Origin of the sequence: Prevotella sp. P5-50 (genome assembly GCF_002251295.1) — a bacterium.
GTDB lineage: Bacteria > Bacteroidota > Bacteroidia > Bacteroidales > Bacteroidaceae > Prevotella.
In genome coordinates this window covers 13,677-26,739 of the sequence record NZ_NPJA01000050.1, presented here as the reverse complement: position 1 = coordinate 26,739, position 13,063 = coordinate 13,677, and the positions used below count along the sequence as shown (strand labels likewise).

11 protein-coding genes are annotated in these 13,063 nt (G+C 45.7%); 10 read left to right on the top strand and 1 reads right to left on the bottom strand.

All coding sequences use genetic code 11. The features are described from left to right. Window positions 1-37 precede the first annotated feature (37 nt). The 4 genes from CIK88_RS10260 to CIK88_RS10245 all read left to right on the top strand — a co-directional run bounded on the left by CIK88_RS10260 (window position 38) and on the right by CIK88_RS10245 (window position 5,821). Window positions 38-1,705, top strand: coding sequence for a formate--tetrahydrofolate ligase (locus tag CIK88_RS10260; RefSeq protein ID WP_094391678.1), 1,668 nt, complete (start codon window positions 38-40; stop codon window positions 1,703-1,705). A gap of 30 nt (window positions 1,706-1,735) precedes the next feature. Further along, window positions 1,736-2,464: a tRNA pseudouridine(38-40) synthase TruA gene (truA, locus tag CIK88_RS10255; RefSeq protein WP_094436273.1), complete on the top strand. Its 729-nt coding sequence runs from the start codon at window positions 1,736-1,738 to the stop codon at window positions 2,462-2,464. A 59-nt stretch (window positions 2,465-2,523) separates the two neighbouring features. Then, window positions 2,524-3,444 carry a DMT family transporter gene (locus CIK88_RS10250; protein WP_094391680.1) on the top strand — a complete coding sequence of 307 codons (921 nt, stop codon included), beginning with the start codon at window positions 2,524-2,526 and terminating at the stop codon, window positions 3,442-3,444. Between the two features lie 178 nt (window positions 3,445-3,622). Next, the gene (locus tag CIK88_RS10245) at window positions 3,623-5,821 is read left to right on the top strand and encodes a BamA/TamA family outer membrane protein (RefSeq protein ID WP_094436271.1); all 2,199 of its coding nucleotides are present in this window, start codon (window positions 3,623-3,625) and stop codon (window positions 5,819-5,821) included. On the opposite strand, the gene CIK88_RS10240 is transcribed toward CIK88_RS10245, so the two are convergent. Continuing rightward, window positions 5,775-6,188: a hypothetical protein gene (locus tag CIK88_RS10240; protein WP_144269606.1), complete on the bottom strand. Its 414-nt coding sequence runs from the start codon at window positions 6,186-6,188 to the stop codon at window positions 5,775-5,777. The genes CIK88_RS10245 and CIK88_RS10240 overlap by 47 nt on opposite strands. 120 nt (window positions 6,189-6,308) lie before the next feature. On the opposite strand from CIK88_RS10240, the gene CIK88_RS10235 reads away from it, so the two are divergent. From CIK88_RS10235 to CIK88_RS10210, 6 genes are all read left to right on the top strand, one after another. Further along, window positions 6,309-7,112: an MBL fold metallo-hydrolase gene (locus CIK88_RS10235; RefSeq protein WP_094436267.1), complete on the top strand. Its 804-nt coding sequence runs from the start codon at window positions 6,309-6,311 to the stop codon at window positions 7,110-7,112. Window positions 7,113-7,278: 166 nt separating this feature from the next. Next, a complete protein-coding gene (locus tag CIK88_RS10230) occupies window positions 7,279-8,274 on the top strand; it encodes a MoxR family ATPase (RefSeq protein WP_094391684.1) in 996 nt (331 codons plus the stop codon). Window positions 8,275-8,325: 51 nt separating this feature from the next. Continuing rightward, a complete protein-coding gene (locus CIK88_RS10225) occupies window positions 8,326-9,195 on the top strand; it encodes a DUF58 domain-containing protein (RefSeq protein WP_094391685.1) in 870 nt (289 codons plus the stop codon). Between the two features lie 5 nt (window positions 9,196-9,200). Beyond that, complete coding sequence (locus CIK88_RS10220) at window positions 9,201-10,274, top strand: BatD family protein (protein ID WP_173815124.1); 1,074 nt, start codon at window positions 9,201-9,203, stop codon at window positions 10,272-10,274. Between the two features lie 13 nt (window positions 10,275-10,287). Further along, complete coding sequence (locus tag CIK88_RS10215) at window positions 10,288-11,286, top strand: VWA domain-containing protein (RefSeq protein WP_094436265.1); 999 nt, start codon at window positions 10,288-10,290, stop codon at window positions 11,284-11,286. A 20-nt stretch (window positions 11,287-11,306) separates the two neighbouring features. After that, window positions 11,307-13,010: a VWA domain-containing protein gene (locus tag CIK88_RS10210; protein ID WP_094436263.1), complete on the top strand. Its 1,704-nt coding sequence runs from the start codon at window positions 11,307-11,309 to the stop codon at window positions 13,008-13,010. Window positions 13,011-13,063 lie beyond the last annotated feature (53 nt).

Genomic DNA, 13,063 nt, shown 5'->3' with positions numbered 1-13,063 from the left:
CAACAAATATATAATCATTTAAAACCCACCTGACCGCATGAAACAAGACATCGAAATTGCACGCGAAGCAACATTGAAGCCAATCAGCGTGATTGCTGCCACGATGGGCATCAACCAAGACCTGATTGAACCGTATGGAAAATTTATTGCCAAAGTGCCAGGCAAACTGATTGATGAAGAACGAGTTGAAAAGAGTAACCTCATCCTCGTAACAGCCATTACTCCTACAAAGGCAGGAATCGGCAAGACAACCGTCTCCGTCGGTCTCTCGCTCGGATTGGCACGTATAGGAAAAAGAGCTGTTCTGGCACTCCGCGAACCATCACTCGGTCCGTGTTTCGGACAAAAGGGTGGAGCTGCCGGAGGAGGCTACGCACAGGTGTTGCCCATGGATAGAATCAACCTGCATTTCACAGGCGATTTCCATGCCATTACCACGGCAAACAATATGATTGCCGCTTTGCTCGACAATTACATCTATCAGCACCAGACTGAAGGTTTCGGAATGAAACAGATACTATGGCGAAGAGTCATGGATGTGAACGACCGATCGCTCCGACACATCGTAACAGGACTTGGACCTCATGTCAACGGCTGTCCGCAGGAAAGCGGATTCGACATTACTCCTGCCAGCGAGATTATGGCAATCCTTTGTCTTGCCTCTGACCTTGAAGATTTAGAACGAAGAATCAATCACATCCTACTGGGTTACACGCTCGAAGACAAACCGTTTTATGTGAGCGATTTGGGAGTAGGGAGCGCTATCGCAGTATTGTTGAAAGATGCACTCAATCCTAATCTCGTTCAGACCACAGAAAATACGCCTGCCTTCATCCATGGAGGACCATTTGCCAATATCGCACATGGTTGCAATTCTATTATAGCTACAAAGATGGCGATGACGTATGGCGACTATGTAGTGACAGAAGCAGGATTTGGTGCTGATCTGGGTGCAGAGAAATTCCTTGATATCAAGTGTCGTAAAGCCCATATTCAACCCAAACTGACGGTCCTTGTGGCTACGCTACGCGGATTGAAAATGCATGGTGGAGTGGAAGAGAGGGCAATCCGTCTGCCTCATACAGAAGGAGTTTGTCGCGGCTTGCGCAATCTCGACAAGCATATTCACAACCTCCAGAAATTCGGTCAGACCGTACTCGTTTGTTTCAATCAATATGCAGATGATGATGCACAGGAAATAGAAATGGTACGTCGCCATTGTAAGGAACAGGACGTACCCTTTGCCTTAAATAACGCCTATGCACAAGGGGGCGCAGGTGCTGAAGACCTTGCCCGTCTGGTGGTCGAGACGATAGAGCAGAAACCGTCAAAACCACTCCAGCTGATGTATGCAGACGAGAGTCACATAAGTGCAAAGATTGAAGCTGTTGCACGCAGAATCTATGGCGCCTCGCATGTGACATTCTCAGCAGATGCCCAGCTCAAGATGAAACGCGCAGAGCAATTAGGTTGCAGAACCTTCCCCGTGTGTATTGCCAAGACCCAGTATTCGTTCTCGCAAGACCCGAAGGCATACGGAGTGACCGACGGATTTGATTTTGAAATCCGTGACATCGTCATCAATTCCGGAGCCGAGATGATTGTGGCTATTGCAGGAAGCATGATTCGCATGCCAGGACTTCCAAAATCTCCTCAGGCATTACATATTCGCTTGGTAGATGGTGAGATAGATGGTTTAAGCTAAAGAAAAGAAACAATCAAACAAGTTAAGAAAATGAGATATTTCGTATGGTTTGGTTATGATGGAACACGTTATCATGGATGGCAGTATCAGCCCAATGGTATTACAGTTCAAGAAGAATTGGAACGTGCACTTTCACTCCTTCTCCGTGAGGATATTCACGTGACAGGAGCAGGACGTACTGACACAGGAGTTCATGCACGCCAAATGGCTGCACATTTCGATACTGAGGTTGTTTTCGATTGTGTACACATGGTCAAGCGCCTCAATGGCGTATTGCCATACGATATAGGAGTTTCTAAGGTAGAGGCGGTTGCAGCCGATAAACATGCTCGTTTTTCGGCTACCGCCCGAACCTACCATTATTATATCCACTACGGCAAGAATCCCTTTTGCCAGCAGTTTAGCCTGCAGATGCATTATCAGCTCGATTTCGGACTCATGAATCAAGCTGCGGCTATACTGATGGAATATGACGATTTCGGTTCGTTTTGCAAAACCGGAAGCGACGTCAAGACCACGCTCTGTAAGGTAACCCATGCACAATGGCATCAAACCGCTCCAGAGGAGTGGTATTTCGAGATACGTGCCAATAGATTTCTTCGGAATATGGTAAGGGCCGTTGTCGGTACGATCATAGAAGTGGGGCGAGGCCGCATGACCCTTGAGGAGTTTCGACGGGTTATTGAGAGTGGACATCGTACCCAAGCAGGCGAGTCGATGCCCGCCAAAGCATTGTTTCTTGAACGGGTAGAATATTAAGTATTTCAAACAACGATACATTTTTTCAAATAATAAACACATAAAAGATTGTTAAAAAGATGACTTGGTTATTATTGGCTTTTTTGTCGGCAACATTATTGGGCTTCTATGATGCATTCAAGAAAGAAGCTCTACGCGAAAATGCCGTCATTCCTGTGTTGTTTCTCAACACCCTGTTCTCGTCGATAATCTTCTTACCATTCATCATTCTGAGTGGTCAGACAGAAATTCTCGACAATACCATATTCCATGTTGCTTCAGGCGGATGGGAGATGCATAAATACATCGTCCTCAAATCCTTGATCGTGCTGAGCAGTTGGGTGTTAGGCTATTTCGGCATGAAACATCTGCCCTTGACGATAGTAGGTCCGATTAACGCCACACGTCCGGTCATGGTACTTGTAGGAGCGTTACTCGTATTTGGAGAACATCTTAACGGATGGCAATGGATGGGAGTCTTGTTGGCCGTCATGTCGTTTATGATGTTGAGTAGGAGTGGTAAAAAAGAAGGAATAGACTTCCGGCACAACCATTGGATCTGGATGATAGTTGGTGCTGCTGTTCTTGGAGCGATTAGCGGACTTTACGACAAGTACCTGATGGCTCCCGAAGGAAGCGGAGGCGTTGGGCTTGATCGTATGATGGTACAGTCGTGGTATAACATCTATCAATGTGGTATGATGCTCATCATGCTTGCCATTCTCTGGTGGCCCAAACACAAGCAGACCACGCCATTTCATTGGCATTGGTCAATTATCGGAGTCAGCATTTTCCTTTCTACAGCTGATTTCGTGTATTTCTATTCCCTCTCGTTGCCCGATGCCATGATATCTATCGTGTCGATGGTGCGTCGTGGTTCGGTTATCGTGTCGTTCCTCTTTGGTGCTGCCTTCTTCCATGAGAAGAACCTTCGCGCCAAGGCTGTCGATTTGGCGTTGGTGCTGCTGGGAATGATATTCCTGTATATTGGTTCGCATTAACAAGAGTGAGTGGACATATTTCTTTGAACCGTTCAAACACATTTATCTGTTCAGCCAAACGGCCTGATTATGGTAAAATCAGAACGCAAGTTAGTTGTTGAACAGACAAAATTTGTTGGTTTGTTTTGTATTTCACCTGAATTGCACTACCTTTGTAAACAGAATGCGACATACGATCATGATAATAACAGGAGTCATAGGGTTGATGCTCTGTGGCTGCTCAGAAACCAAATATGTGCCAGAAGGCCAATACCTGCTCAATAGAGTCAAGGTGGAAAGTGACGGAAAATACAGAGATGTAAATTCCGCCAATCTCAAATCGTATGTACGCCAAAAAGGTAATACAAGATGGTTCTCGTCGTTCAAACTACCATTGTCAACCTACTCGTTGGCAGGTAAAGACTCGTCGAAATGGATCAACCGTACCCTAAAAAACATAGGAGAGGCTCCTGTCATTTACGACACGTTGAGCACTACACGCTCCATGCAGGATTTACAGATGAGATTGCAGAATATGGGTTATCTGCGTGCTTCTGTAGATGCGACATTCAAAGAAAAGAAACGTAAGATCAACGTGACGTACCATGTTCACCCTCGTGAGCCTTATTATTTGGGAAAGGTGAATTATGAAGTACGGGATACTGCCATTGCCAATCTGTTGCGTTTGGACCTGCCTGAGCATAGAGGGCTGAAAGAGAATATGCGCTTTAGCGTTGAGAATTTAGATAACGAACGCAACCGATTAGTCGGCGAATTGGCCAACAGAGGATATTTCAGATTCAACAAGGATTTCATCACCTTTCGAGCCGATTCTATGCCGGGTGAAAAAGCTATCAACCTGACACTTGTCATCCATGCCAATACCGACCATGACGGGAATGAAATACCACACCTCAGTTATAGGATAGGGAAAGTCAACCATCTGAGTGGAGATAGCGAAGACAGTATCATTCATCTTCGAAAAGCAGTCTTGCAACGCAATACTTTTATACGTTCGGGAGAATTGTATTCGGCAAAGAAATTGCAAGATACCTATGCACATTTCGGAAGACTCGGAGCCGTCAAATACACCAGTATTTCATGGGAAGAACACCAGCGAGAACGTCTTCTCGATTGTAATATCCATCTGAGTACCAACAAACCCTCCACCATCTCTTTTCAACCCGAAGGAACGAATACAGCAGGAGATTTTGGCGCTGCTGTTGCGCTAACCTATCAGAACCGCAACCTCTTCAAGGGAGCAGAAAACCTTACCATAGAACTGCGTGGCGCGTTTGAGGCTATCAAGGGGCTGGAAGGCTATGGTAACGACAATTTTGAAGAGTATAGCGTAGAAACCAAATTGACATTCCCAAGATTCATCGCACCTTTTCTTGCCAACAGCTTCAGACGTCGCATTAATGCCACAAGTGAAGTGTCGATGCTATACGACCTTCAAAACCGACCGGAGTTCCATCGACGAGTCTTTTCTGTAGCATGGAAATACAAATGGAATGACAGTAGGCATCATGACCGTTATCGCATAGACCTGCTTGATCTCAACTATATCTCCATGCCATGGATAAGTGAAACGTTTCGTAATGAGTATCTTAACGATACCGAAAGTAAGAATGCCATCCTGCGCTATAATTACGAGAACCTTTTCATTATGAAAATAGGTATGGGGTATACCTATAACAACGGACGTATTGCCATCAAAGCCAATGCAGAAACAGCAGGCAATCTGCTTCATGGCGCAGCACATGCGTTGAATTTCCATAAAAACGCACAGGGACAATACACTTTCCTTGATATTGCCTATGCACAATACGTGAAGGGGGATGTTGACTTCACACGTAACATACAGTTGGACTACAACAACCAACTCGTATTCCATGCCGGATTTGGAATTGCTTATCCCTATGGAAACAGTACTATCCTGCCGTTTGAAAAACGATATTTCGCGGGTGGAGCCAATAGCGTGCGCGGATGGAGTGTTCGCGGACTTGGTCCTGGTTCGTATATCAGCAAGGACGGACGTATCGACTTCATCAACCAGACGGGAGACATGAAGCTGGACCTCAACATGGAATATCGCACACATCTGTTCTGGAAAATAGGAGGTGCACTTTTTGTTGATGCCGGTAACATCTGGACCATCCGTTCTTACGACGACCAACCGGGTGGACAATTCAAGTTTGACGAGTTCTTGAAACAACTCGCAGTAAGCTACGGAATGGGATTCCGATTGAATTTTGGATACTTCATCCTTCGCTTTGATATGGGTATGAAAGCCGTTAATCCTGCTTATACTACATCAAAGGAACATTACCCTCTGTTACATCCGGATTTTAGTCGCGATTTTGCATTTCATTTCGCGGTAGGCCTGCCATTCTAACCATCCAATGGCCATGACGTTTTACCACAGTAACGGTCGTGTGGTATTCGTCAACGAGATGAGCTCGGGAACCTATGGAGTCGGCAACAAAGGCATTATCCACAACCAACTTTATCAGGCACATCGTATCACCCGGAAGTTCCGTCACATCATCGATATGTGCCGACGTGGAGGCATCCTCCGAATTGGCGAAATCCAAATCTTCGTCTGTAATGTTAGAAGCCATGAAATGTAACCAAGGCCGACTCTCTTCAACTGTCAGTTGGTTGGCACGTGCAAGGTCGAAGCTGAAAAAGGCTTCAGCCCATGATTTTGCTGCAACTTCAGACTCCTTTTGATGCACTTCTATCAGGCTACAAGACACCATAATCATAGTGCAAATGTATAATACAATTTTCTTCATAAGTTTAAAATATCCAAAAATCGTTGCAAAGATAAGAAAAATGTGACTTTTTTTTATTACTTTTGCAGATAAATTTAAAACCAAATGCTAAGATTTATATCCTTTGGAAGCGGCAGTAGCGGAAATTGTTATCTGTTGACTACGCCGACGGATGGACTATTGATAGATATCGGAGTAGGACTTAGAAGTTTGAAAAAGAACTTCAGAGATTATGGATTAAGTTTCTCACAGGTGCATCATGTACTTGTGACCCATGATCATGCAGACCATATCAAATCGGTAGGTTCGTTCAGCAAAGACCAACACGTTCCTGTGTATACGACGAAGGTGGTGCACGAAGGTATTACCAAAAATTATTGTGTCCAACAGAAAGTTCCCTCAGACTATGTGAATAATGTAGAAAAGGGCACTTCTTTTACCATAGGCGACTTCAAGATTACTCCCTTTGGCGTTCCACATGACAGTAGCGATAATGTGGGGTATATGGTGGAAGCGGAAGGAACCGCATTCTGTGTGATTACTGATGCTGGTTATGTAACCGATGAAATGAAAGAATACATCAGCAAAGCAGATTATCTCGTCATCGAGGCTAACCACGATGTTGAAATGGTGAAAAACGGTCCATATCCGGCTTTTCTTAAAGAGCGCATACTCTCGCATACCGGACATCTCAGTAATGTAGAATGTGGAGAAGCACTTGTGGAGAACATGAGCGAACACCTGAAGCATGTCTGGCTTTGTCACCTGAGTGAAGAGAACAACCATCCGGAACTTGCCCGTAAGACCGTTGAGGCCATTTTGCGTAGCCATGGTATCGTGGCGGGTGCCGACCTGCAACTGGAAGTACTCAAAAGAAAGAGCCCGACAGGCATTTTTGATTTGGTATAAATCTCAAATATACAGCTAAAATGTTATGATATGAAAAAGTTTCTTAAATTGTAAGACGTAGGAAACTTTTTTAATATTATTTAGATACTTGCATGAGAACTTTCCTATAGGAATTGATTACTTTTGCATCACGTAAAACAGAAATAAACAAAAATAGAATATAACTATGGCAGAATCAATTGATATCCGGGAGCTTAACATCCGGATTGAACAGCAAAGTGGATTTGTCACCAATCTCGTGACAGGAATGGATCAAGTAATAGTAGGACAGAAGCATCTCGTAGAGTCGTTGCTCATCGGACTTCTCAGCGACGGAAACATATTGCTCGAAGGTGTGCCTGGTCTGGCAAAGACACTTGCCATCAAGACCCTTTCACAACTGATTGATGCAACTTACAGCCGCATACAGTTCACACCTGACCTCTTGCCTGCCGACGTGACAGGTACGATGATCTATTCGCAGAAAGACGAGCGCTTCCAGGTGAAACAAGGTCCGGTATTCGCCAACTTCGTATTGGCAGATGAGATCAACCGCGCTCCTGCCAAGGTACAGAGTGCGTTGCTCGAAGCCATGCAGGAAAAACAGGTGACTATTGGCAAAGAAACATTTGATTTGCCCACACCATTCCTTGTGATGGCTACACAAAACCCCATCGAACAAGAAGGTACCTACCCACTTCCAGAAGCACAGATGGACCGTTTCATGCTGAAGGTGGTGATCGACTATCCTACACTCGAAGAGGAGAAACGCATCATCCGCGAGAATATCGCAGGAAAACTTCCTGAAGTGAAACCTGTCGCTACGGCTCAGGAAATCCTTAATGCAAGAAACGTGGTACGCGAGGTCTATATCGACGAGAAGATCGAACAGTATATTGCCGACATCGTATTTGCCACTCGCTATCCTGATCGCTACGGACTGAAAGACATGAAAGACCTCATAGCATACGGCGGAAGTCCGCGTGCGTCTATCAATCTGGCGAAGGCTGCCCGCGCTTATGCCTTTATCAAGCGTCGCGGATATGTTGTTCCTGAGGATGTACGCGCCGTGGCACACGATGTATTGCGTCATCGTATCGGTCTGACCTATGAGGCAGAGGCAAGCAATGTGACAAGTGAGGAAATCGTTTCAAAGATCATCAATAAGGTGGAAGTACCTTGATTGTCGCCTGTCTTATTGAAGTGATTATAAACAACGAATCAGATCAAACAAATGGAAACCGCTGAAATACTAAAAAAGGTAAGAAAGATAGAAATCAAGGCCAGAGGACTGAGCGTTAACGTCTTTGCAGGCCAGTATCACTCTGCTTTCAAGGGCCGTGGAATGGCTTTCAGCGAAGTGCGCGAATACCAGTACGGAGATGATGTCAGAGATATCGACTGGAATGTGACAGCACGCTTCCATCGCCCTTATGTCAAGGTCTTCGAAGAAGAGCGCGAACTCACCGTCATGCTACTCATAGACGTCAGCGGATCGCTCGACTTCGGCACGCAAAGCCAAATGAAGCGCGATATGGTGACAGAAATAGCTGCCACCATTGCTTTTAGCGCCATTCAGAATAATGATAAGATAGGAGTGGTATTCTTTTCCGACCATATCGAGAAGTATATCCCTCCGAAGAAAGGACGTAAACACATTCTTTATATCATACGCGAAATGCTCGACTTTCACCCTGAAAGCAAGAGAACGAACATAGAGGGAGCGTTGCAGTTTCTTACAAGTGTTGTTAAACATCGTTGTACCGCATTCGTGTTGAGCGATTTTTACGACCAGAAGGATTTCTTGCATCCCCTTCAGATTTGCAACAGAAAACATGATGTTGTTGCAGTTCAGGTCTATGACCGTTTCGCCAAGTCATTACCCGATGTGGGATTGATGCGTGTGGTTGATGCTGAAACCGGCTATGAACAGTATATTGATACCAGCAGCAAACGCTTGCGACGTGCTCACGAGCAATATTGGAATCGGATGCAACAGCATTTGCGAGAGACCATGAACAAGAGTAATGTTGACATGGTAAGCATTTCCACAGGTGATGATTTTGTCAAACACCTGTTGCTGCTATTTAAAAAGAGAAGTTGATAAGCATGAAACACCTGATATTATTTATCCTTGCATTATTGCCTGCTACGATCTTGGCGCAGGTGGATGTAGAAGCTCGTATCGACTCACTTGAGATGATGATAGGAGAGCAGGTGCATGTGACTGTGACCGCAACAGTTCCACAGCAGTCTAAGGTCAACATGCCGAGTTTCAAACCGCGTGAGAATATCGTACCGGGAGTGGAGGTGTTGGCTGTAAGCGACGAACAGACTGAAGATGTGAGCGATGGACGCATGCAGGTTAAACGCATCTATACCTTGACGTCTTTCGACGGAAAACTCTATTATCTGCCCGCATTTCGCGTTAAAGTAAACGGAAAAGTATATCCTACTAAGAGTCTGGCACTAAAGGTGATAGAAGTTGAGGTAGATACAACCAAACTCGATAAGTTCTATGGTCCGAAGGATGTACAGGACAACCCATTCTCATGGGCAGAGTGGGCTCTTCCTTTTTGGTTGAGCATTCTCTCTTTGCTCCTGATGGCTGTGGCTTATTACCTCTACCTTCGCCTGCGCGACAACAAACCTATCATCAAGACTTTGCGTATCGTGAAGCGACTGTTGCCACACCAGAAGGCCATGAAGGAGATAGAGCAGATCAAGGCAGAACGTATGGTGTCGTCGGAGAATCCGAAGGAGTACTATACGAAACTTACCGATACGCTTCGTAAATATATAGAGGAGCGCTACCATTTCTCTGCCATGGAGATGACAAGTGGAGAGATTATAGAACGCCTGACGTCTTCGGGCGACCAGGCTATGATCGACGAACTCCGCCAGCTGTTCATCACGGCCGATTTGGTGAAGTTTGCCAAATATTCTACACTCATCAACGAGAACGACGCCAACCTGGTTAACGCTATTGCCTTTATCGACCAGACGAAACAGGAGGCGGTTGCTACAGAGGAAGTCCAGAAACCTGAGTTGACAGAAGCTGACCAACGCTCTCTGAAAACAAGACGACTGCTCAAAACCGTTATCAGCCTGATTGTCGTGGCATGTGTGGCTATGCTCGTTTATGCCGTTTATCATGTGTTGCTTCTCGGCGAGTGGATATAAATAATGAATTAGAATGGAATTTGCAAATAAAGAATATTTCCTGCTGCTGTTACTGCTGATACCGTATGTGATATGGTATCTGATGTATCGGAAGAAAACCGAACCTACCGTGCGGTTGAGCGATACCCATGCCTATAGGTTTGCAGCACGGAGCTGGAAGGTGACCTTGATGCCGATACAATTGTTGTTGAGGCTGGCGATTTTCGTACTGTTGGTATTGATATTGGCACGACCTCAAACCCATAACTCCTGGAAAAACAAATCGGTGGAGGGTATCGATATCATGATGGCGATGGACGTCTCTGGATCTATGCTGGCAGAAGACCTAAAGCCTAATCGTATTGAGGCTGCCAAACAAGTGGCTGCTGAGTTTATTGCCGGCAGACCCAACGATAATATTGGTCTGACGATATTTGCGGGTGAGGCGTTTACACAATGTCCTATGACGACCGACCACGCTTCGGTACTCAACCTGCTACGGGGTGTCAGAACCGACTTGGCAACGAGAGGACTTATCGAGGATGGAACAGCCATCGGAATGGGACTTGCCAATGCTGTCAGCCGTTTGAAGGATTCTAAGGCGAAAAGCAAGGTTGTCATTCTGCTGACCGACGGTAGTAACAACCGTGGCGACTTGTCGCCCATGACATCTGCTGAAATTGCCAAAAGTCTAGGTATCAGAGTTTATACTATCGGTGTAGGTACCAATAAGGTGGCTCCTTATCCCATGCCTGTTGCCGGTGGTGTGCAGTATGTCAATATCCCTGTAGAAATAGATAGTAAGACCTTGAGTGAAATTGCCGCAGCAACAGATGGCGGCTTCTATCGCGCAACAAACAACCGGGAGTTGCAGCATATCTATCGAGAAATCGACAAACTCGAAAAGTCTAAACTTAACGTGACGCAGTTCAGCAAACGCTATGAGGCTTATCAGCCCTTTGCCTTGGCAGCATGCCTCCTGTTGCTTCTCGAATTGCTCTTACGACTTACCATATTCAGAAAACTACCTTAAAATTATCGGAGAACTGCATTATGTTTCGATTTGAAGACCCCATATATCTCTATTTGCTGATATTGATACCGATTCTGGTGTTGATGCAATTCTGGATGGTGTATCAACAAAAGAAACGCCTCAGACGATTTGGCGATATCAATCTCGTACGCGAGTTGATGCCCAACGTTTCTCGCCATCGTCCACGGGTGAAATTCATATTGCTGATTGCAGCCTTGGCGCTCATGATCGTGATGCTGGCGCGTCCGCAGATGGGTACCAAGATCAACCATGAGAAGCGAACGGGTATTGAAACCATCATCGCCATGGATATTTCCAATTCTATGTTGGCGGAAGATGTGGCACCAAGTCGTCTCGACAGAGCCAAAATGATGGTAGAAAACCTTGTTGACCATTTCACCAACGACAAGATCGGACTGATCGTATTTGCCGGCGACGCCTTTGTGCAACTGCCTATTACGAGCGACTACGTTTCTGCTAAAATGTTTTTGAGCAATATAGATCCCTCGATGATTGATGTACAGGGTACCGACCTTGCTGCCGCCATTAAAATGGCAACAAACAGTTTTACGCAGGAACAAGGTATTGGCAAGGCCATCATCGTGATAACAGATGGAGAAGACCATGAGGGTGGGGCGCTTGAGGCTGCACGTGAGGCAAAAGACAAAGGTATGCGTGTGTTTGTTCTTGGCATAGGATCTCCTAAGGGAGCGCCTATCCCCATCGGCGGCGGTAACGATTACATCAAAGACGAAACAGGGCAGACCGTCATGTCGGCTTTGAATGAAGATATGTGTAAACAGGTGGCTGAAGCTGGAGGCGGAGCCTATATTCACGTGGAAAACAATTCCAACGCGCAAGAGCAACTCAACGCAGAACTCGACAAACTCTCTAAGAAGGAAACGGCTGTAACTATTTATAGCGATTTCGACGAACAGTTTCAGGCGGTTGCCATCCTCGTCATGCTCTTGCTGATCATAGAAATCTGTATCCTTGAGGTTCGCAATCCTCATCTCAGCAAGCTTCACCTCTTCAGCCGAAAGAAACCCATGATGCTCCTGCTCTTGCTTCTTGCGGCTACGCTCAACGTGCAGGCGCAGTCCGACCGCGACTATGTCAGAAAGGGCAATCGACAGTTCAGGGCTGGCAATTATGCTGAAGCGGAAACCAGCTATCGCAAGGCGTTGGAACGCAACGACCGCAATCCTCAGGCTATATATAATCTGGGTAATGCCCTCCTGATGCAACGCAAAGACTCGGCTGCCATACAGCAGTTTCAGAGTGCTGCCAAACTGGAACAAAACCCGTATCGTCGTGCGCAGGCTTACCATAACATAGGTACTGTTTGTCAGACGCTCAAGATGTATGGCGATGCCATAGAGGCGTATAAGGAGGCTTTGCGCAATAATCCTCGCGATAACGAGACGCGTTACAACCTTGAACTCTGCAAACGTCAACAGAAACAGCAGAAGCAACAGCAGCAACCTCAACAAAACAATAAAGACAAAAAAGACGATAAGCAAAAGCAGCAAAAACAGGAGAATAACAAGCAGAAGCAAGACAAGCAGAAGCAACAACAGCAACAGCAGAAACCGCAGATGAGTAAGGAAAATGCAGAACAACTGTTGAATGCTGCCATGCAGGAAGAAAAGAATACGCAACAGCGCATCAAGAAAGCTCAACAGCAGCATCAGCAGAAACGCAGGTTGCAGAAAAACTGGTAATGGATACAAGCTATTTACATAACAACTATTCAGTTTCAAAGTCAAGACCCATT